This window comes from Pseudomonas sp. RA_15y_Pfl2_54, from assembly GCF_963971015.1.
Taxonomy (GTDB): domain Bacteria; phylum Pseudomonadota; class Gammaproteobacteria; order Pseudomonadales; family Pseudomonadaceae; genus Aquipseudomonas; species Aquipseudomonas baetica_A.
This window is the reverse complement of the sequence record NZ_CAXAPN010000039.1, coordinates 33,592-54,479: the sequence shown is the minus strand read 5'-3', so window position 1 is coordinate 54,479 and position 20,888 is coordinate 33,592. Positions and strand designations below refer to the sequence as shown.

Genomic DNA, 20,888 nt, shown 5'->3' with positions numbered 1-20,888 from the left:
GACTCGGTTCAGGAGAAAGCGCGCTTTAGAAATCGCGCTTGTAGAAAATATCCAGCGAACTGGCCACGCCACTGGCCGCTTCGACATAAACCTTCTTGCTCAGCTTATAGCGCAGCGCAATGGTGCTGGCCGGTTCAAACACGCCAACGCCATAACGCAAACTGAGCTTCTCGGTAATATTGCCGCTGGCCACCACACTGGTGGCATCGCCGCTGCCTGCCGTGTCGAGCTGGAAGTCCTGAATGCCCAGATCCTTGGCCAGGCCGCTGGTTACCCCGGAGCTGCCCATCAAGCCCAGCCCCAACGCCGCTTGCGCAAGCATGTTGTTGTCTTCGCCGTTGGTGCTCAGCGGACGGCCGAGGACCAGATAGGACAACGCCTGTTCCTGACTCATCGCCGGTTCCGAGAAGATCTGCGTGGTCGGCTGCTCGGCGCTGCCGCTCAGGCGAATACCGGCTATCACGTCGTCGGTCTGGCGAATCGCTTCGATGTCCAGATACGGCTGATCGAGGGGGCCGGCGAACAACAGACGCGCACGGCGCACTTGCAGGCGCTGGCCGTAGGCACTGTAGCGGCCGTCGTTGAGCCACAGCTCGCCACGGGTGTCCATGTTGTCGCCGATGTGCACATGACCTTGCACGTTGGCGGTCAGACCGAAACCGGCGAAGGCCAGTTTGTCTTCACCGACCACCACGTCGATGTCCATTTTCATGGCCAGCGGCGGTTTGCCCTCTTCGGTCTGCGCACCGACGATGATCGTGTCATCGGAGACTTTCACCGTGGATGGCGGCAGCTCTCGCACGGTGATTTCGCCTCTGGACACCTGCACTTTGCCGGCGATTTTCAGCTCGTCGCCGGCCATGGAAATCTTCAAGTCCGGCGCCACTTCGAGCTTGGCGTACGGCTCGAAGGTGACCGGCAATTGCGTGCCTTTCAACGCCAGATCGACCACCAGCGCCTGCCCCCAGGCGACGTTGCCGTTGAGGCTGCCCTGCCCGCTTTTGCCGCTTTTCCAGCCGCCGTCGAGGCGTACCGACTCGCCGGCAATCAGGGCGGTAAGTTGCAGATTTTGCAGCTCCATCGGCAACTCGGCACCGGACACTTCGCCGTCACTGAGCTGTACGGTGCCGTTGACCAGCGGCGCGAGCAATCCGCCGGAAATCGTGCCGCTGCCGTTGAGGCGCCCGGTGAGTTTCTCGACCATCGGCACAAACGGCCGCGCCACCGACAGATCAAGTCCACTGAGACGGAACGAGCCGCTCAGCGGTTTGTTTTTCGGCAACGGGTTGAGCTGCGCCTGCACCATCAGTTCGCCGAGTTTGCCGCCGACGAAATTCAGTTCGGTGTCGACGCGTTTCGGCGTGAGTTTGCTGCTGAGCTTCAGGGTCTGGTACGGGAAGTCCAGCCACTGATCCTTTTCCTTCATGCGCAGGGTGCCGCCGCTGGCGTCAATGCTGACCACACCATTCGGGCCGCTGGCCGGCAGATCCAGTTGCAGATCGGCGTTGAGCTTACCCTTCCAGGCAAAGTCTTTCGGCAACCATTGCGCGAGGCTTTCAATCGGGAATTGCTTGAGGTGGTAGCGCAGTTTCGGCTCCGGCATCAGCCGCTGATCTTCACCGCACAGGCTGGCGTCGCCGGACATCCAGCAATGCGCGCCAAAGTTGATTTTACCGTCAGCCAGACGTTCCAGTTTGGCCGGGCTTTGCAGTTTCCAGTCCTGGCCGCCGGCCTGAATGTCGCCGCTGGCCAAGCGTCCGCGCCAGTTGCCTTTATCCAGATTGCCGTCCAGACCGAGGGCCAGTTTCAGCTTCGGCCCGATCAGGTCGAGGTCGAGTTTCTGGTTCTTGATGTCGCCTTGAGCGCTGGCGGTCAGCGTGCCCAATGAAGTGTCGCCGGCCTGAATGCCGGCGCCTTTCAGACCGATTTTCGCCCGTTGCGCGCTGTCGAGGGTGGCGTCGAGGTTGAGGCTTTGCAGGCGATTGTCCTGGAAGGCCAGTTGCGAACCTTGCAGGCCGAGTTTGCCTTGCGGCGCTTTCAAGGTGCCGGCGACGTTGACCTGACCGTTGACCTGCCCGCGCAGTTGCGGCCAGAGCTGGGCCAAGCGCGTCAGCTTGATGTCGATCTGCCCGGTGAGTTTCTCTTGCAGGCTGCCCTTGCCGTTGATGCTGTTGTCGCCGAGACGGATGTGCAGGGCATCGAGGGTCCACTGTTCGCCAGCACCGTCAGCCTTGGCTTGCAGCACGGCCGGTTGGCCACGCAGTTTGCCTTTGAGATCGAGGTCGGCGGTCAGGCTCAGGCGTTCGTTCTTCAATTCACCTTTGCTGTTCAGCGGCCCTGCCAAGGTGCCCGGCAGTTCCGCGACCCAGTACGCCGGGTTCAACGCCGACAGGTCTAGCGCGGTGTCCCAGGCAATGCCATCGGCGAACTGCACGTTGACATGACCTTCGGCCTTGCCCTGCCCCGCTTCCATCTTCAGTTGCGGGAGGGCGATCTGTTTCAGGCTGCCGCTGAACGGACTGCTCAGGCTGAACGCCCCCGCCGGGCCATCCAGCGCGGCGGCGAAATTACCGATGTATTGACCGTCGGTGTAGGAGACTTCGCCATTGAAGGTGCGCAAAGCGACTTCTGGCTCGTCGATCACCGGATAAAGCCGATGCCACGGAAAGTCCTGCCAATTGATGTTGGCCTGAGCGGTGATGCCTTTGCTCCAGTCAACACTGCCGGTCAGCTTGAGGCTTTGCTTGTCATTGGCGCTCAGGTCCAGGCCGGCGATTTGCGCGCCGTTGGCGTCGACCTTGCCTTTGAGTAACAGTGCCACCGGGCCTTGTTCGGCAGGCAGCGTCGCGTGACCGAGCAACTGGTAACCGTCTTTCAGGTTGCCTTCACCGGTCAGCAGCAGTTGATTGAGTTGCAGGGTGTCTGGCAGGTCGGCGCTCGGTTTGAACGCCTCGCTGGTGATGCGCACTGTGGCCGGCAGATTATCTGCCAGCGGTTGCAGCTCACCACTCAACTGGCCATCGAGGTAGCCACGGCTGTCGGCGTGCAGGTTGAGGGTCTTGAGCAAATCGCCGTCGACTTTCAACGCCAGTGTCCAGGGATCGCTACTCGGCGAAGGTAAAGTCAGATCACCGGCGATGTTCAGCGGCCAGTCGGCGGTCGGCTGCAACAGGCCCGACAGGTTCAGGCTGAGGTCGTCGCGCTGCAATTTCACGCTGTCGATCTGCAGGCCCTTGGCCGTCCAGTGCGCTGCCAGTTTCAGGCCTTTGAGTTGCTCGCTGCCGTTGAACAGCAAACTGCCAACCTCGACGTCGCCCAACTCGATAGCCACCGGCAATTGCAGATCCGGCAGTTTGATCGGGCCGCTTTCGGTGGTCTCTTCGCTCGGCGGGAATTGAAGGATGACCTGATCAGCCTTGAGCTGTTCGATGCACAACGTCATGCGGGTCAGGCACAGCGGTGACCAGGCGAAGATCGGTTTGTCCAGCTCGACACGACTGCTGTCCTGCTGCCACACCAGATGGTCGGCGCTCCATTGTCCGCCGAGGCGACCCTGGAAATTTTCCACGCTCAAGCCCGGCACCCGACTCAGCGCCCAACGGCTGCCAGCCTGCGTACCCAACACCGCAGCGATGCTCAAAACAATCAACATCACCAGCGCCAACAGGGCCAGCGCCGTTATTTTCAAACCACGCTTCACAGCTCAGGCCCCATGGAAAAGTGCAGCCGGAAGCCGCCATCGTCGTCCAGCGCGTGGGCCAGGTCGAGGCGGATCGGCCCCACCGGTGAAACCCAGCGCACACCGATGCCAACCCCGGTCTTGAGGTTCGGCAGTTCGAGTTTGTTGAAAGAGTTGCCCTGATCGACGAACGTCGCGACGCGCCATTTTTCGGCGACCGAATATTGATACTCGACGCTGCCGGCGACCATGTAGCGGCCACCGATGCGGTCACCCTTGGAGTTTTCCGGCGACAGGCTCTGGTAGTCGTAACCGCGCACACTTTGATCACCACCGGCAAAGAAACGCAGCGACGGCGGCACCGAGTTATAGCCATTGGTGGCGCTGCCGCCGACCTGCACGCGACCAAGGAAGCGATGCTTGTCGAACACCGTGGTCAAGCCTTTGACCAACGCGGTGCCATACAGAAGATTGTTGTCGGAGCCGACGCCCTCTTTCGCCACTTTGCTTTCAAAGGCCAGGCGATAACCGTTGTGCGGGTCGATGCGGTTGTCGCTTTTGAGGTACGAATAGCTGATGCCAGGCATCAGCAGGGTACTCAGGCCGGAGTCATCACCGAGTTCGTATTCTTCGCGCTGCCATTTCAGCGAGATCACCCGTTGCCAGCCGCTGGGCAACTTGCTGTGCCATTCCGGGCCGAAGGTCAACAGCTTGCTCGACGTGTCGGAGCCATCAATGTCTTCAAACTGATAACCGCCGGCCCAACGCAGTTTGTCGGTCAGCGGCGGGTCGAGTGGAATGTCATAGAACAGCCCGACGTTTTGCCGCGGCGCCGAGAGTTCGGCTTCCCAGCCATAGCTGTCGCCCTGCGGATTGACCCAGTGGCGCGTCCAGTTGGCCTTGATTCGCGGCCCGACGTCGGTGGAGTAACCGAGGCCCAGGCCCATTGTGCGCGGCTTGCGGGTGTCGAGTTTGACGTCCACCGGGATCACGTCGTTTTTCGCAGCAGTCGGGGCGGCATCGACGCGCACGCCTTCGAAATAGCCACTTGATTGCAGATTGCGGTTCAATTCGGCGATCAACTCGGAATCGTACGGTTCACCTTCCTTGAACGGCACCATGCGTTGCAGCAGGTCTTCGTCGAACGGCGTGTCGCCCTCGAAACTGACGGTGCCCAGCGCATAACGCGGGCCGCTTTCGTAGATCAATTCGACGTCGGCAATCCCGGCGCGGGGATCCACCAAGAGTCTTTGACGGGTGAAGTGGCCGCTGAAAAAACCGAAGCGCGAGGCCTGATTCTGGATCAGCCGTTTGGCGTCTTCGTAGCGACCATGGTTGAGCACCGCGCCGGACTTGAGCACGTCGCTGTTCGGTACACGAAAGGATTTGAGAGCGGCCGCCGGGCCGTCGACACGGATGGTAACGTTACGCAGGCGAATCGGCTCACCGGGATCGATGTTCAGCACCAGGCGCGGTTTGGCCCCGCCCTTGACGTCACTTTCAATCTGCGGCTGGTAATAACCCAATGCCTGAGCGGCCTTGCGCGCCTGCTCTTCGGCGCCGCGACTGAAGCGCTGCAAGGCTTCTTCGTCACGGTCGCCCAAGCCGCCGATATACCCTTCGATATTGGCTTTGAGTTCGTCGTTGGACGGTTTGATCCGCACGTCCAATTCACTTTGCGCCAGCGCCGCGCAGCTGGTTAACAGCACGAGCACGCCACTGGTAAATCTTCCTGGAAACTTCATAGGCGCGGATGCTATCACGGGCTTGGGAGCGTGATAGAACAGGAAATTTCCCAAGAAGTTCGATTGTTATGCTGTTGCAGTTTGTAACAGCTGCGGATTGGCGTGGAAAAAAACATGTTCGCGCACCGGACCGACGGCAACTTCGCCAATTTCCTGATAACCCTGACGTTTATAGAAGTCCAGGTAACGCGGATTGCCGGTGTCGAGCACCACGCCTTGGGAGGTTTCGTCCACCGCGCACCAGTTGTGCACAGCCGTCAGCAATTGTTCGCCGAAGTGTTTGCCCTGGAACTGCGGATGAACCCCCAGCAGCGGCAGCATGTGCACCGAATCGCCGGGCACGCACGCGGACACGGCATCGTGATATTCCAGATAGCGCCGAGTGCAACGCAAACCGGTGCTGAGCACCATGCGCAGGCGCCACGCCCAACTGTCGGTGATGCCCAAGCGACGTTGCGGCGGCGCGATCAGGGCGATGCCGATCAAGCGGTCGTTGACCAACAGGCCAATGGCCGGCAGATCCTGCAGGAAGTGTTGCTTGACCAGTTCCCTCACCGTCGCGCGCACCCGCTGCTCATAGCCGGGACGCTCGGCTTCGAACAGGTAGCCGAAGGTCGGCTCGTGGCGATAGGCCTGATACAGCAGTGATCGGGCTTCGCGCGAATAACCGCGGTCGAGCATGTGGATGTCGGCGATGGCGGTCTGGGTTTCAGGCATGACGGTGATTCTCCCCGGGGCGCAGCTCAAATGGCTGCGCTCTTGTTGGTACGAACCTTTTGGTGTTGGCGCAGTTCCCCTCAGGTATAGACCAACTCGGGATCTTCATCGACTGGGCGGGCCTCTTCGCGAGCACGCCCAGGCAACACACATCCCACAGACCAGAATGATTTCTCCCACCCCACACTGGCCCCCATCCCACATGTCAGCTAGCATCGCCCTTTTGCCAGGACTGCCGACCATGAAGATTGTTTCCTTCAACATCAACGGACTGCGCGCCCGTCCGCATCAGCTGGCAGCGCTGATCGAAAAACATCAGCCGGACGTGATCGGCCTGCAGGAAACCAAAGTCCACGACGACCAGTTTCCATTGGAAGACGTGCGCGCCCTGGGCTACCACGTCTCTTACCATGGCCAGAAAGGCCATTACGGCGTCGCCCTGCTCTCGCGCCAGGAACCGATTGCCATCCATAAAGGTTTCGCCACCGATGAAGAAGACGCTCAGCGCCGTTTCATCTGGGGCACCTTCGCCGACGCCGACGCCAACGGCGTGCCGGTGACGATCATGAACGGCTACTTCCCTCAGGGTGAAAGCCGCGACCATCCCACCAAATTCCCGGCCAAGCAGCGTTTTTACAGCGATCTGCAAGCACTGCTGGAAAGCCAGTTCCACAACGAACAGCCGCTGGTGGTGATGGGCGATGTGAACATTTCCCCAGAAGATTGCGACATCGGCATCGGCCCGGACAACATGAAGCGCTGGCTGAAAACCGGCAAATGCAGCTTCCTGCCGGAAGAACGCGAATGGATGGCACGCCTGAAAAACTGGGGCCTGACCGACAGCTATCGCCACCTGAACCCGGACGTGACCGACATGTTCAGCTGGTTCGACTACCGCAGCCGTGGTTTTGAAGACGAACCCAAGCGTGGCCTGCGCATTGACGTGATCCTGGCCTCCAACGGCCTGCTGCCACGGGTGAAAGCGGCGGGCGTGGACTATGAATTGCGCGGCATGGAAAAACCGTCGGATCATGCGCCAATCTGGCTTGAATTGAGCTGATCCCGGACATCACACATTCCCCTGTGTGCGGGCATGCTCGCGAATTCGGTGTATCCGTTGACGACAATCCAGCTGATACGCCGCCATCCGCGAGCACGCCCGCACCCAGGCTGAGGCGCTGTAATCTTTTGGTCATGCGACTGACTTAATCTCCCCGGCAATCCCCTTGGCTTGATTCGGTGCCGGCATGATCCTGCGTGTTCTGTTCGTTTTTCTATTGAGTGCAGGGCTGACGGTCTCTGCCGCTGCCCTGCCGATACCCGAAAACGGCCCGGCGTTGCGCATTCAAGGCTCCAACACCATCGGCGCTGAACTCGGCCCGGCGCTGGCCGAAGGTCTCTTGCAGGAACAAGGCCTGCTGAAAATCCACCGCGAGCCCCCGGATACCGCCAACGAACAACGCATCGTCGGCCTGACCGCCCAAGGTAAACGCGTCGTGGTGGAAGTCGCCGCCCACGGTTCCAGTACCGGTTTCGCCGCGTTGAAGAACGCCAGCGCCGATCTGGCGGCCTCCTCCCGCGAGATCAAGGACAGCGAGTTGCTCAGCCTGCAATCGCTGGGCGACCTGAAAAATCCCGCTGCCGAGCAAGTCATTGCCATCGATGGTGTGGCGATCATCCTTCACCCCGACAACCCGCTGCAGCAACTGGACACCGAGCAACTGGCGCGCATCTTCAGCGGCGAGGTGAAAACCTGGAAAAACCTCGGCGGTCGTGACGGCCGGATTCATTTATATGCGCGGGATGATCAGTCCGGCACGTACGACACGTTTAAGGAACTGGTCCTCAGCCCTCGTGGGAAAAATCTGAGCATTGAGGCGAAAAGGTTCGAATCCAGCGAGCAGTTATCCGACGCCGTGAGCAGTGACCCGCAAGGCATTGGCTTCATTGGCCTGCCTTATGTGCGTCAGGCAAAAGCCGTGGCAATCGCTGATGGCGCTTCGCAATCGATGCTGGCGCTTAACAATCTGATTGCCACCGAAGACTATCCGCTGTCCCGACGGCTGTTCTTCTATCTGCCGCCAGACAGCAAAAACCTGTGGGCGAGAGCGTTGGTGGCATTTGCGCAAAGCCCTCAGGGCCAGACGATTGTCGCCGCCAACGGCTTTATCAGTCAGACCGTGCGGGCGATGAGCGTCACTCCCAACTCGCTGATGCCCGAGGGCTATCAATCCCTGAGCCGCCACGCCCAACGTCTGACCGTGAACTTCCGTTTTGAAGAAGGTAGCGCCAGCCTGGATAACAAGGCGCGGCAAGATCTGGCACGGGTGCTCGACTATATAAAGGGTCACGACAAGACCGATCGCGCGGTAACACTGGTGGGGTTTGGTGATGCCAAGGATGACCCGGCGCGCGCGGATCTGCTGTCCAAATTGCGGGCGATGGCGGTGCGGCGCGAATTGGTCAAGAACGGCGTGGTATTGCGTGAGGTTCGTGGCTTTGGGGCGCTGATGCCGGTGGCGACCAACAGTGCCGATGAAGGCCGGATCAAGAATCGGCGAGTGGAGGTTTGGGTGTATTGAGTGCTCATTGGCACCTGCATTGACGTCTTCGCGAGCAAGCTCGCGAAGAACGATAACGCGGCGCGGGATCAGCGCTCGCTGCGCAGCATTTCCTTCGGCACATATTTGCCGATCTCGAACTTGCCGATCGCCGCACGGTGCACTTCGTCCGGGCCATCGGCCAGCCGCAGGGTGCGTTGCATGGCATACATGTAGGCCAGCGGGAAATCGTTCGACACCCCGGCCCCGCCGTGGATCTGAATCGCTCGGTCAATCACGCGCAATGCCACGTTCGGCGCGACGACTTTGATCTGCGCGATCTCGCTCTTGGCGACTTTGTTACCCACGGTGTCCATCATGTACGCCGCTTTCAACGTCAGCAAACGGGCCATGTCGATTTCCATTCGCGAGTCGGCGATTTTGTCGATGTTACCGCCCAGGCGTGCCAGCGGTTTGCCAAATGCCGTGCGGTTCACCGAGCGTTTGCACATCAACTCCAGCGCCCGTTCAGCCATGCCGATCGACCGCATGCAGTGGTGAATCCGGCCGGGGCCAAGTCGGCCCTGAGCAATTTCGAAGCCGCGTCCCTCACCGAGCAGGACGTTTTCGTACGGCACGCGCACGTTGTCGAACAACACTTCGGCGTGACCGTGCGGTGCATCGTCGTAGCCAAACACCGGCAGCGGACGGACGATTTTCACTCCGGGGGTATCGACCGGCACGAGGATCATCGAGTGCTGGGCGTGGCGCGGCGCATCAGGGTTGCTCAGGCCCATGAAGATCAGGATTTTGCAACGCGGGTCGCAGGCGCCGGAGGTCCACCATTTCTTGCCGTTGATCACCCACTCGTCACCATCACGCACAGCGCGGGCGGCCATGTTGGTGGCGTCGGACGAGGCAACGTCCGGCTCGGTCATGGCGAACGCCGAGCGGATCTCGCCGCGCAGCAGCGGTTCGAGCCAGCGCTGTTTCTGTTCTTCGTTGGCGTAGCGCACCAGCACTTCCATGTTGCCGGTGTCCGGCGCCGAGCAGTTGAACGGCTCTGGCCCCAGCAAGGAGCGGCCCATGATTTCCGCCAGCGGTGCGTATTCGAGGTTGGTCAGGCCGGCGCCGAGTTCCGACTCGGGCAGAAACAGGTTCCACAGTCCTTCAGACTTGGCCTTGGCTTTGAGCTCTTCCATGATCGCGGTCGGCTGCCAGCGGTCGCCTTCGGCAACCTGGCGTTCAAACACGGCTTCGGCCGGGTAAACGTAAGTGTCCATGAACGCGGTCACGCGCTCACGCAGTTCTTGCACCTTGGGCGAATAAGCGAAATCCATGGGCAGTACCTTCTTTTTCGAGAGGTTGTTCAGGTCATGCAATCGATGCTAGAACAGCGTTGATAATTTACCTAGCCTATTCTCGGCGTGTATAAACATTCATCACCGATATATGATCCAGTGATCGTCAGCCCCTAAAACACCTGCCCTTAAAAACAAGAGAAGCCGCGTTATGAATCTGAGCAAGGTCGACCTCAACCTTTTCATCGTCTTTGACGCGATCTACACCGAAGCCAACCTGACCCGCGCCGGGCAGATTGTCGGCATCACTCAGCCAGCGGTGTCCAACGCATTGGCGCGGTTGCGCGAGACCTTCAACGACCCGCTCTTCGTGCGTACGGCCCAGGGCATGGTGCCGACGCCGATGGCGCAGAACATCATCGGCCCGGTGCGCAACGCGCTGTCGCTGTTGCGAGTGTCGGTTCAGGAAAGCCGTATTTTCAACCCGGCGCAAGCGGCCAAGACCTATCGCATCAGCATGACCGACCTCACTGAAGCGGTGATTCTGCCGCCGCTGTTCCAGCGTTTGCGCCGACTGGCCCCGACAGTGATCATCGAAAGTTTTCTGTCCAAACGCCGGGAAACCACCAAGGAACTGGCGGCCGGGCGACTGGATTTTGCCGTCGATGCGCCACTCAACACCGACCCGCAGGTGCGCCACGTCAAGCTGATGGAAGACCGCTACGTCTGCGCGATGCGCAAGGGGCACCCGATGGCTGGCAAGGAAAAACTCAGCCTCGATGACTATCTGTCGCTGACGCATATCCACATTTCCAGCCGTCGCAGCGGCTTGGGTTATGTCGATCTGGCCCTGGGCAAAATGGGCATTCAGCGCAAGATCGCCCTGCGCTCCCAGCACTACCTGATGGCATCCCAAGTGATGCAGCAGACCGACATGGTCATGACCGTGCCGGAGCGTTTTGCCCGTCGGCATGAACTGCATGCGTTTAATTTGCCGGTCAACGATGTGCCGCCGGTGGAGACTCACCTGTATTGGCATGAAAGCACCGATCAGGACCCGGCCAACCGCTGGATGCGCGAACAGATGATCGAGTTGTGCCAGCAGGTGACGGCGCATGAGAAAAAACTGGATAAGGTGTAAGGCATTGCGTCGCTTGACGTAAACGTAAAGCAGCCATTAGCTTAGCGCCAAGCCCCTATTTCCGAGCGCTTTCATGAGCAGCCAGACCTACAGCATTTCCGACCTCGCCCGTGAACTGGACATCACCACACGGGCGATCCGCTTTTATGAAGAGCAAGGCCTGCTCAGCCCCGAGCGCCGAGGCCAGGAACGCATCTATTCGCCACGCGACAAAGTCAGCCTGAAGCTGATCCTGCGCGGCAAGCGCATCGGTTTCTCGCTGGCCGAATGTCGCGAATTGATCGAGCTCTACGACCCGTCCAGCGGTAACACCAAACAGCTCAACAGCATGTTGGCGAAAATCAGCGAACGCCGCGAACAGCTAGAGCAGCAGTTGCTCGACATCGAACAGATGAAGCTGGAACTCGATACCGCCGAAGAACGCTGCGTACAGGCACTGGAGCTGACACTCAAGAGCCAGCAGATAGCGCAGTAATTGAACACAACATCTCCCCGCTCCCACGAGGGGGTCATCTCGAATTCAAAAGAACAGGTCCGCCCAATGTCCCTCCCCTCCGAAGTACGCCTGATCGAAGTCGGCCCTCGCGATGGCCTGCAGAACGAAGCCCAGCCCATCAGCGTCGCTGACAAGGTGCAACTGGTCGATGCCCTGAGCGCCGCAGGTCTGGGCTATATAGAAGTCGGCAGTTTCGTCTCGCCCAAATGGGTCCCGCAGATGGCCGGTTCTGCCGAAGTCTTCGCGCAGATCCAGCGCAAACCCGGCGTGACCTACGGCGCACTGGCGCCGAACCTGCGCGGCTTCGAAGACGCTATCGCGGCCGGGGTCAAGGAAGTCGCGGTGTTCGCCGCCGCGTCCGAAGCGTTCTCGCAGCGCAACATCAATTGCTCGATCAGTGAAAGCCTGGCGCGGTTTGCCCCCATCATGGATGCGGCGAAACAACACGGCGTTACCGTGCGCGGTTACGTTTCCTGCGTGCTTGGCTGCCCTTATGAAGGCACGGTCGCGCCAGAGCAAGTGGCCATGGTTGCCCGGGAGTTGTACGCCATGGGCTGCTATGAAGTATCGCTGGGCGACACCATCGGCACTGGCACGGCTGGCGCGACCCGGCGTCTGTTCGACGTGGTGTCGGCACAAGTGCCACGGGACAAACTCGCCGGGCACTTCCACGACACTTACGGCCAGGCCATGGCCAACATCTACGCCAGTCTGCTCGAAGGCATTGCGGTGTTCGACAGCTCTATCGCCGGACTCGGCGGCTGCCCTTACGCCAAAGGCGCGAGCGGTAACGTGGCGACCGAAGACGTGGTGTACCTGCTCAACGGCCTGGGGATCAAAACCGGTATCGACCTGGACGCCTTGATTGACGCAGGCCAGCAGATCAGCGCGGTGCTCGGTCGCCCGAGCGGTTCGCGTGTGGCCAAGGCACGTAGCGCACAGTAATGAGGGACGGTGTTACCGCGGTGTCGCCAATGTGGGCTTAAACGAGTAACACGGAAACAAATTGTCTGGCTTTGACAGAACGAAAAAAACAAGAGAAACGCCAAGCTATTGATTTATATAGCTTTTTGAAAGTTGGCACGCGTTCTGCTATCTCTATGGCATAACAAGAATAAAAAGCAGCAAACCAATAAAAATAAGACGTACCGACTCTGACATAACAAGAACAACACGGCAGAGACGCAGCTAACAGATTTTTTTGGAGAAGGTGTGCTTTTCAGGGTGCTCTCAGGAGTGACCCGCAACCGGGCAGAGAACAATAAAACTACCTTCAGGTAGCTCCCGAATCGGTTGGATCGTTTAACGAGAAAGCAAATCAGCGCTCAAAAAAATACGTTTGCTCTTGACCCCGGATGGGGGTCGCCAAAAAAGCGGTAGAAGGCCACGGTTGCTAAAAACAACAACAGACCGAGCCTCAATAATAAAAAGAGCACGCGACGACAAAATTAAAGGGGAGCCTCGGCTCCCCTTTGTGCTTTCTGCCATTCTTGTTTCACAACCGACCTTTTGTGGGAGCAGGCGTGCTCGCGAAGGCGCAGGTTCCGTCGACACCTATGTTTCTGACACTGCGCTATCGCGTGCAATCCTGCCCCCACCGTTGAATGTTTTCAGGCCTGCTTTTCTCTCAACTCCTCGATACTGATCTCGCGCATCCTGAATTTCTGGACCTTGCCGGTCACCGTCATTGGAAACTCCTCCACGAACTTGAAGTGCCGCGGCGTCTTGAAGTGCGCGATGCGCTCCTTGCACCAGGTTTGCAGTTCCAGCTGCGAAGCGCTGTGACCGGGATGGAATTTGATCCAGGCGACGATCTCTTCCCCGTAACGCGAACAGGGAATGCCGATTACCTGCACGTCCGCCACTGCTGGATGGGTGAAGAAAAATTCTTCCAGCTCGCGCGGATAAACGTTTTCGCCACCCCGGATGATCATGTCCTTGTTACGCCCGGCGATGTTCACGTAACCCTCGTCATTCATGCTCGCCAGATCGCCAGTGTGCATCCAGCCCGCGTCATCGATGGCCTCGGCCGTGGCTTGCGGGTTGCCCCAGTAACCGAGCATTACGCTGTAACCGCGAGTGCAGAGTTCGCCGATGGTGCCTCGGGGTACGAGGTTGCCAGCCTCATCGATGATCTTGCTTTCCAGTTGCGGCTGGGTGCGGCCGACGGTGGTCACGCGCAGTTCCAGTTCGTCATCTGGACCGGTTTGCAGCGATACCGGGCTGGTTTCGGTCATGCCATAAGCGATTTGCACTTCGCTCATGTGCATTTCGTTGATCACCCGACGCATGATTTCAATCGGACACGTGGCGCCAGCCATGATCCCGGTGCGCAGGCTCGACAGGTCGAACCCGGCGCGCTGCGGTTGATCGAGCATGGCAATAAACATGGTTGGCACGCCGTACAGCCCGGTGGCTTTCTCTTCGGCGACGGTTTGCAGGGTCAATAGCGGATCAAAGGCGTCACTGGGGTAAATCATCGTACTGGCGTGGGTGATGCAGCCCAGGTTGCCCATGACCATGCCGAAACAGTGGTACAGCGGCACCGGAATCACCAGCCGATCAAGGGGCGTCAGGCCAATACTTTCGCCGACCATGTAACCGTTATTGAGGATGTTGTAGTGACTGAGGGTCGCGCCCTTGGGAAAACCGGTGGTGCCGGAGGTGTACTGGATGTTGATGGGTTGATCCAAGTGCAGGCTGTTGCTGCGGTCGCGTAATTGCTCCAGGGGGACACTGGCTGCCAGATCGGCCAGTTGCGACCACGGCAGAAAACCTGAGGGCGGCTGCGCATCGAGACTGATCACTCCGCGCAAATCCGGCAGGCGCTCGCTGCGCAACTGGCCGATGGATTGCTCGGCCAGTTCCGGCGCCAGCCCCTGCACCATGGCGTGGTAGTTGGAGGACTTGAACGACCCGGCGCAGACCAGCCATTGGCAGCCGGATTGCTTCAATACGTATTCAAGTTCGGAGCTGCGGTAGGCCGGGTTTATGTTGACCAGGATCACACCGATTTTTGCCGTGGCGATTTGCGTGATGCACCACTGCGCGCCATTCGGCGCCCAGATACCGAGGCGGTCACCCGTCTGCAATCCCAATGCGAGCAAGGCCCGGGCATGCAGATCCACGGCCTCCCCCAGTTGCCGCCAGGAATAGCGCGACTGCTCATGACGCACCACCAGCGCCTCGCCGTCCGGGTATTGCGCCACAGTCTGGTCGAACTGCTGACCGATGGTCATCGCCAGCAAAGCTTGCTCCTGGGAGCCGCGAGTGTAGCTGCGCTGCGGGTTTGCACTGGGTTGATCCATGATGACCCCTATTGTCTTTATTAGTGGGTTTACCGGAGTTCTATTTTTGATGGGAGCGGGCTTGCTCGCGAAGGCAGTGTGTCATTCAACCAATATGGCGACTGAACCACCGCCTTCGCGAGCAAGCTCGCCCCACAAAAGACAATCCGTTTTCGATCTTGAACGACTCCTACTCTCGCTCAAGTTGACGTTAACGTAAAGGGTGATTGACAGTCATTCATCGCAGGCTTACGTTAACGTAAAGGTGAGAGCCGACCGCCCTCCCCACCCTACAAAAAAGCCAAAAGGTGACCCATGAGCTACCCATCCCTGAACTTCGCCCTCGGTGAAACCATCGACATGCTGCGCGATCAGGTTCAGTCCTTTGTCGCCGATCAGATCGCCCCGCGTGCTGCGCAGATTGATCACGACAACCTGTTCCCGGCCGACATGTGGCGCAAGTTCGGTGACATGGGCCTGCTCGGCATCACCGTGCCGGAAGAATACGGCGGTGCAGGCCTGGGTTATCTGGCGCATGTGGTCGCGATGGAAGAAATCAGCCGCGGCTCGGCCTCGGTGGCGCTGTCCTACGGTGCGCATTCCAACCTCTGCGTCAACCAGATCAACCGCAACGGCAACCACGAACAGAAAATCAAATACCTGCCCAAGCTGATCAGCGGCGAGCACGTCGGTGCTTTGGCGATGAGCGAGCCGAATGCCGGCTCCGACGTGGTTTCGATGAAGCTGCGCGCCGACAAACGCGGCGACCGCTTCGTCCTCAACGGCAGCAAAACCTGGATCACCAACGGCCCCGACGCCAACACCTACGTGATCTACGCCAAGACCGATCTGGAAAAAGGCCCGCACGGCATCACCGCGTTCATCGTCGAGCGTGACTGGAAAGGCTTCAGCCGCAGCAACAAGTTCGACAAGCTCGGCATGCGCGGCTCCAACACCTGCGAGCTGTTTTTCGATGACGTCGAAGTGCCGGAAGACAATATCCTCGGCGCCCTCAACGGCGGCGTGAAAGTCCTGATGAGCGGCCTCGATTACGAACGCGTCGTACTGTCCGGCGGCCCGACCGGGATCATGCAGTCGTGCATGGACCTGATCGTGCCGTACATCCACGACCGCAAGCAGTTCGGCCAGAGCATCGGCGAATTCCAGCTGATCCAGGGCAAAGTCGCCGACATGTACACCCAACTGAACGCCAGCCGTGCCTACCTCTATGCAGTGGCTCAGGCTTGCGAACGCGGTGAAACCACGCGCAAGGACGCCGCCGGGGTGATCCTCTACACCGCCGAGCGCGCCACGCAAATGGCCCTCGACGCGATCCAGATTCTTGGCGGCAACGGTTACATCAACGAATTCCCGGCTGGCCGCCTGCTGCGTGACGCCAAGCTGTACGAAATCGGCGCAGGCACCAGTGAGATCCGTCGCATGCTGATCGGTCGCGAACTGTTCAACGAAACCCGCTAAACGGAGCTGACCATGGCTACCCTGCACACTCAGCTCAATCCTCGTTCAGCGGAATTCGCCGCCAACAGCGCAGCGATGCTCAAACAAGTCGACGCCCTGCACACCCTGCTCGCCCAAGTGGCCCAGGGCGGCGGCGCGAAAGCTCAGGAGCGTCACACCTCACGCGGCAAACTGCTGCCGCGTGAGCGGATCAACCGCTTGCTCGATCCGGGCTCGCCGTTTCTGGAAATCAGCCCACTCGCGGCTTACGCCGTTTATGGTGAGGACGTGCCAGCCGCCGGGGTGATTGCCGGGATCGGCCGCGTGGAAGGCGTCGAATGCATGATCGTCGCCAACGATGCGACCGTAAAAGGAGGCTCGTACTACCCGCTGACGGTGAAGAAACACCTGCGGGCCCAGACCATCGCCCAGCAGAACCGGCTGCCGTGCATTTACCTGGTGGACTCGGGCGGCGCCAACCTGCCGCGTCAGGACGAGGTGTTCCCGGACCGCGAGCACTTCGGGAGGATTTTCTTCAACCAGGCCAACATGAGCGCGATGGGCATTGCGCAGATTGCCGTGGTGATGGGGTCGTGCACGGCGGGCGGCGCGTATGTGCCGGCGATGGCCGATGAAGCGATCATGGTGCGCAATCAGGCGACGATTTTCCTCGCCGGCCCGCCGCTGGTGAAAGCCGCGACCGGTGAAGTGGTCAGCGCCGAAGAGCTGGGCGGTGCCGATGTGCACTGCAAGATTTCCGGGGTCGCCGACCATTACGCCGAGAGCGACGAACACGCCCTCGCCCTCGCCCGCCGCAGCGTCGCCAACCTCAACTGGCGCAAACTCGGCGAAGTGCAGCAGCGCACGCCGATTGCTCCGCTGTACGCCAGCGACGAGTTGTATGGCGTGGTTTCGGCGGACGCCAAGCAACCGTTCGATGTGCGCGAAGTGATTGCGCGGTTGGTCGACGGTTCGGTGTTCGATGAATTCAAGGCGCTGTTCGGCACCACGCTGGTGTGCGGTTTCGCACATCTGCACGGGTATCCGATCGCGATTCTCGCCAACAACGGCATCCTCTTCGCCGAAGCCGCGCAAAAAGGCGCGCACTTCATCGAACTGGCCTGCCAGCGCGGTATTCCACTGCTGTTTTTACAAAACATCACGGGCTTCATGGTCGGTCAGAAATACGAGGCGGGCGGCATCGCCAAGCACGGCGCAAAACTGGTCACCGCCGTGGCGTGTGCAAAGGTGCCGAAATTCACCGTGATCATCGGCGGCAGCTTCGGCGCCGGTAACTACGGCATGTGCGGCCGGGCCTACGATCCGCGCTTCCTGTGGATGTGGCCGAATGCGCGGATTGGCGTGATGGGCGCCGAACAGGCAGCAGGCGTGCTGGTGCAGGTCAAGCGTGAACAGGCCGAACGCAGCGGCCAGGCCTTCAGTGCGGAACAGGAAGCCGAGATCAAGCAGCCGATCCTCGACCAGTACGAAGAGCAGGGTCACCCGTACTACTCCAGTGCACGCCTGTGGGACGACGGCGTCATCGACCCGGCGCAGACCCGCGATGTGCTGGCCCTGGCCTTGTCCGCGTCACTGAACGCGCCTATCGAACCGAGCCGCTTTGGCGTGTTCCGGATGTGATGTTTTGTGGGCGCAGGTTTGCTCGCGAAGACGGCGGCACATCCACTATGGATGTGACTCAATAGACGCTTTCGCAAGCACGCCCGCTCCCACAAGGACCGTGGAGATGGACGAATATGAGCGATTTCAACACCCTCGAACTGCACAGTGACCCACGGGGTTTCGCGACGCTGTGGCTCAACCGTGCAGAAAAGAACAACGCCTTCAATGCCCAGATGATCCGCGAACTGATCCTGGCCCTCGACAAGGTTGCCAGCGATACCAGCCTGCGCTTCCTGCTGCTGCGCGGCCGTGGCCGGCACTTCAGCGCCGGCGCCGATCTGGCCTGGATGCAGCAATCGGCCGAGCTCGATTACCACACCAACCTGGACGACGCGCGCGAGCTGGCTGAGCTGATGTACAACCTCGCCAAACTGAAAATCCCGACGCTGGCCGTGGTGCAAGGCGCAGCGTTCGGTGGCGCATTGGGCCTGATCAGTTGCTGCGACATGGCCATCGGCGCCGATGATGCGCAGTTCTGCCTGTCGGAAGTACGCATCGGTCTGGCGCCGGCGGTGATCAGTCCGTTCGTGGTGCAAGCCATCGGTCAACGCGCAGCACGTCGTTATGCCCTGACCGCCGAGCGTTTTGGCGGCCAGCGAGCGCGAGAACTCGGTTTATTGTCCGAGAGCTATGCGGCCGTTGAGCTGGAGCAACAGGTTGAGCAATGGATCGACAAGCTGCTGCTCAACAGCCCCGCTGCGCTGCGCGCCAGTAAAGATCTGCTGCGCGAAGTCGGCAACGGCTCACTGACCCCGGCCCTGCGCCGCTACACCGAAAACGCCATCGCGCGTATCCGCGTCAGCCCCGAAGGCCAGGAAGGCTTGCGTGCCTTCCTGCAAAAACGTCCGCCGAACTGGCAAGCCGCAACCACCACCAAGGAGCCGCGTTGATGAGCGCACCTGTTCTCACCACCCTGCTGGTGGCCAACCGTGGCGAAATCGCTTGCCGGGTCATGCGCACCGCCAAAGCCTTGGGCCTGACCACTGTCGCGGTGCACAGCGCTACCGACCGTGAAGCGCGGCACAGCCGAGAAGCGGATATCCGTGTTGATCTCGGTGGCAGCAAAGCGGCTGACAGTTATCTGCAAATCGACAAACTGATCGCGGCGGCCAAGGCCTGCGGCGCTCAAGCGATTCATCCGGGTTATGGTTTTCTTTCCGAAAACGCCGGGTTCGCCCGCGCTATCGAGGCGGCGGGCCTGATATTTCTTGGCCCACCCGCGTCCGCCATCGACGCCATGGGCAGCAAATCAGCCGCCAAAGCGCTGATGGAAACCGCTGGTGTACCGCTGGTGCCGGGTTATCACGGCGAAGCACAGGATATCGACACCTTCCGTGACGCCTGCGAACGCATCGGTTACCCGGTGTTGCTCAAGGCCACGGCCGGTGGTGGCGGCAAAGGCATGAAAGTGGTTGAGGACGTCAGTCAACTGGCTGAAGCCCTCGCCTCCGCTCAGCGTGAGGCGCAGTCGTCATTCGGCGACTCGCGGATGCTGGTAGAGAAATACCTGCTCAAACCCCGTCATGTGGAAATCCAGGTGTTTGCCGATCAGCACGGCCATTGCCTGTACCTCAATGAGCGTGACTGCTCGATTCAACGCCGCCATCAGAAAGTGGTCGAAGAGGCCCCGGCACCGGGCCTGTCGCCGCAACTGCGCAAGGCCATGGGTGAAGCGGCGGTGCGTTCGGCACAGGCCATCGGTTACGTCGGCGCGGGGACGGTGGAGTTTTTGCTCGACGCACGCGGCGAATTCTTCTTCATGGAGATGAACACCCGGCTGCAGGTTGAGCACCCGGTGACCGAGGCGATTACCGGTCTTGATCTGGTGGCCTGGCAGATCCGCGTGGCCCGTGGTGAAACGCTGCCGATCACGCAGGATCAAGTGCCGCTTGACGGCCATGCGATTGAGGTGAGGTTGTACGCCGAAGACCCTGCAAATGATTTTCTGCCGGCGACTGGCCGCTTGCAGCTGTATCGCGAATCGGCTGAGGGGCCGGGGCGCAGAGTCGACAGTGGCGTTGAAGAAGGTGATGAAATTTCGCCGTTCTATGACCCGATGCTCGGCAAGTTGATCGCCTGGGGCGAGGATCGTGAACAGGCGCGCCTGCGTTTGTTGTGCATGCTCGACGAATTCGCCATTGGCGGGTTGAAAACCAACATCAACTTCCTGCGACGCATCATCGCTCACCCGGCGTTTGCGGCAGCAGAACTGGATACCGGGTTTATTCCGCGTTATCAGGAGCAGCTAATGCCGCCGCCGGGCGAGTTGAGCGAGGCATTCTGGGATGCAGCGGCGCAGGCGTTCGCGCAGAGTCTGCCGGGCGTTATGCGGGCGGACGATCCTTCTTCGCCGTGGTCGCTTAACAGCGGATTGCGCACCGGCCTGCCGAAGGAATTCACCCTGCACTTGAGCTGTGAGGGCCAGGATCGAGCGCTGACGCTGAGTTCAGGTGGCAACGCCACACTAACGGGCGAGACGCTGGTGGTTGAGCAAGAGAACGTACGTCGCGCGTTGCGCGCTATTCGTCAGGGAGATTCGCTGTATCTGCGCTGGGATGGCGAGTTGCGGCGTATCGAGGCGTACGACCCGATCAGTGCGGCCGAAGCCAGCCACACTTATCAGGGCGGTCTGACTGCGCCAATGAACGGCAGCATCGTACGGGTATTGGTCGAGCCCGGGCAGAAGGTCGAGGCCGGTGCGCAACTGGTGGTGCTGGAAGCCATGAAGATGGAACATAGCATCCGCGCACCACATGCCGGGGTGATCAAAGCGCTGTATTGCCAGGAAGGCGAAATGGTCGGCGAAGGCAGCGCTTTGGTTGAACTGGAAGAAGCGTGAGT

14 protein-coding genes are annotated in these 20,888 nt (G+C 60.1%); 9 read left to right on the top strand and 5 right to left on the bottom strand.

Annotated elements, in window-relative coordinates; all coding sequences use genetic code 11:
* Positions 1–25 precede the first annotated feature (25 nt).
* From AACY50_RS24650 to AACY50_RS24640, 3 genes are all read right to left on the bottom strand, one after another.
* Positions 26–3,700, bottom strand: coding sequence for a translocation/assembly module TamB domain-containing protein (locus AACY50_RS24650; RefSeq protein WP_339539282.1), 3,675 nt, complete (start codon positions 3,698–3,700; stop codon positions 26–28).
* Complete coding sequence (locus AACY50_RS24645; protein ID WP_339539281.1) at positions 3,697–5,424, bottom strand: autotransporter assembly complex protein TamA; 1,728 nt, start codon at positions 5,422–5,424, stop codon at positions 3,697–3,699. The genes AACY50_RS24650 and AACY50_RS24645 overlap by 4 nt, the downstream gene beginning before the upstream one ends.
* A 66-nt stretch (positions 5,425–5,490) precedes the next feature.
* Positions 5,491–6,141: a GNAT family N-acetyltransferase gene (locus tag AACY50_RS24640; RefSeq protein ID WP_221730419.1), complete on the bottom strand. Its 651-nt coding sequence runs from the start codon at positions 6,139–6,141 to the stop codon at positions 5,491–5,493.
* Positions 6,142–6,382: 241 nt separating this feature from the next.
* Between AACY50_RS24640 and xthA the strand changes: the two genes are divergently transcribed.
* Together xthA and AACY50_RS24630 are read left to right on the top strand one after the other, a co-directional pair.
* A complete protein-coding gene (gene xthA, locus AACY50_RS24635; protein WP_339539280.1) occupies positions 6,383–7,201 on the top strand; it encodes an exodeoxyribonuclease III in 819 nt (272 codons plus the stop codon).
* 187 nt (positions 7,202–7,388) lie between these two features.
* On the top strand, positions 7,389–8,723 hold the full coding sequence (locus tag AACY50_RS24630) for a phosphate ABC transporter substrate-binding/OmpA family protein (RefSeq protein WP_339539279.1): 1,335 nt from the start codon (positions 7,389–7,391) through the stop codon (positions 8,721–8,723).
* Positions 8,724–8,791: 68 nt separating this feature from the next.
* Here the strand turns inward: AACY50_RS24630 and AACY50_RS24625 are convergent, their stop codons facing one another.
* Entirely contained in the window at positions 8,792–10,021 is a 1,230-nt protein-coding gene (locus tag AACY50_RS24625; protein ID WP_221730422.1) for an acyl-CoA dehydrogenase, read from the bottom strand.
* A 172-nt stretch (positions 10,022–10,193) separates the two neighbouring features.
* On the opposite strand from AACY50_RS24625, the gene AACY50_RS24620 reads away from it, so the two are divergent.
* From AACY50_RS24620 to AACY50_RS24610, 3 genes are all read left to right on the top strand, one after another.
* Positions 10,194–11,123 (top strand): LysR family transcriptional regulator, encoded by a 930-nt coding sequence (locus AACY50_RS24620; RefSeq protein ID WP_339431992.1) that lies wholly within the window; start codon positions 10,194–10,196, stop codon positions 11,121–11,123.
* 73 nt (positions 11,124–11,196) lie between these two features.
* Positions 11,197–11,598 carry a MerR family transcriptional regulator gene (locus AACY50_RS24615; RefSeq protein WP_339431991.1) on the top strand — a complete coding sequence of 134 codons (402 nt, stop codon included), beginning with the start codon at positions 11,197–11,199 and terminating at the stop codon, positions 11,596–11,598.
* 66 nt (positions 11,599–11,664) lie between these two features.
* A complete protein-coding gene (locus tag AACY50_RS24610) occupies positions 11,665–12,564 on the top strand; it encodes a hydroxymethylglutaryl-CoA lyase (RefSeq protein WP_339466306.1) in 900 nt (299 codons plus the stop codon).
* A 665-nt stretch (positions 12,565–13,229) separates the two neighbouring features.
* Here the strand turns inward: AACY50_RS24610 and AACY50_RS24605 are convergent.
* Positions 13,230–14,927 carry an AMP-binding protein gene (locus AACY50_RS24605; protein ID WP_339431989.1) on the bottom strand — a complete coding sequence of 566 codons (1,698 nt, stop codon included), beginning with the start codon at positions 14,925–14,927 and terminating at the stop codon, positions 13,230–13,232.
* A gap of 294 nt (positions 14,928–15,221) precedes the next feature.
* Here AACY50_RS24605 and AACY50_RS24600 point away from each other — a divergent pair, with 294 nt between their 5' ends.
* From AACY50_RS24600 to AACY50_RS24585, 4 genes are all read left to right on the top strand, one after another.
* Positions 15,222–16,385, top strand: a complete 1,164-nt coding sequence (locus AACY50_RS24600; protein ID WP_339431988.1) for an isovaleryl-CoA dehydrogenase — start codon at positions 15,222–15,224, stop codon at positions 16,383–16,385.
* 12 nt (positions 16,386–16,397) lie between these two features.
* Entirely contained in the window at positions 16,398–18,005 is a 1,608-nt protein-coding gene (locus AACY50_RS24595; protein ID WP_221730427.1) for a carboxyl transferase domain-containing protein, read from the top strand.
* A 116-nt stretch (positions 18,006–18,121) separates the two neighbouring features.
* Positions 18,122–18,937, top strand: a complete 816-nt coding sequence (locus tag AACY50_RS24590; RefSeq protein ID WP_339431987.1) for a gamma-carboxygeranoyl-CoA hydratase — start codon at positions 18,122–18,124, stop codon at positions 18,935–18,937.
* Positions 18,937–20,886, top strand: coding sequence for an acetyl/propionyl/methylcrotonyl-CoA carboxylase subunit alpha (locus tag AACY50_RS24585; protein ID WP_339539278.1), 1,950 nt, complete (start codon positions 18,937–18,939; stop codon positions 20,884–20,886). The genes AACY50_RS24590 and AACY50_RS24585 overlap by 1 nt, the downstream gene beginning before the upstream one ends.
* Positions 20,887–20,888: the final 2 nt, after the last annotated feature.

Excerpts from the sequence above, each read along its gene's own strand:
- AACY50_RS24645 (WP_339539281.1), bottom strand. The coding sequence starts at position 5,424 with ATGAAGTTTCCAGGAAGATTTACCAGTGGCGTGCTCGTGCTGTTAACC.
- AACY50_RS24640 (WP_221730419.1), bottom strand. The coding sequence starts at position 6,141 with ATGCCTGAAACCCAGACCGCCATCGCCGACATCCACATGCTCGACCGC.
- xthA (WP_339539280.1), top strand. The coding sequence starts at position 6,383 with ATGAAGATTGTTTCCTTCAACATCAACGGACTGCGCGCCCGTCCGCAT.
- AACY50_RS24630 (WP_339539279.1), top strand. The coding sequence starts at position 7,389 with ATGATCCTGCGTGTTCTGTTCGTTTTTCTATTGAGTGCAGGGCTGACG.
- AACY50_RS24625 (WP_221730422.1), bottom strand. The coding sequence starts at position 10,021 with ATGGATTTCGCTTATTCGCCCAAGGTGCAAGAACTGCGTGAGCGCGTG.
- AACY50_RS24620 (WP_339431992.1), top strand. The coding sequence starts at position 10,194 with ATGAATCTGAGCAAGGTCGACCTCAACCTTTTCATCGTCTTTGACGCG.
- AACY50_RS24615 (WP_339431991.1), top strand. The coding sequence starts at position 11,197 with ATGAGCAGCCAGACCTACAGCATTTCCGACCTCGCCCGTGAACTGGAC.
- AACY50_RS24610 (WP_339466306.1), top strand. The coding sequence starts at position 11,665 with ATGTCCCTCCCCTCCGAAGTACGCCTGATCGAAGTCGGCCCTCGCGAT.
- AACY50_RS24605 (WP_339431989.1), bottom strand. The coding sequence starts at position 14,927 with ATGGATCAACCCAGTGCAAACCCGCAGCGCAGCTACACTCGCGGCTCC.
- AACY50_RS24600 (WP_339431988.1), top strand. The coding sequence starts at position 15,222 with ATGAGCTACCCATCCCTGAACTTCGCCCTCGGTGAAACCATCGACATG.
- AACY50_RS24595 (WP_221730427.1), top strand. The coding sequence starts at position 16,398 with ATGGCTACCCTGCACACTCAGCTCAATCCTCGTTCAGCGGAATTCGCC.
- AACY50_RS24590 (WP_339431987.1), top strand. The coding sequence starts at position 18,122 with ATGAGCGATTTCAACACCCTCGAACTGCACAGTGACCCACGGGGTTTC.
- AACY50_RS24585 (WP_339539278.1), top strand. The coding sequence starts at position 18,937 with ATGAGCGCACCTGTTCTCACCACCCTGCTGGTGGCCAACCGTGGCGAA.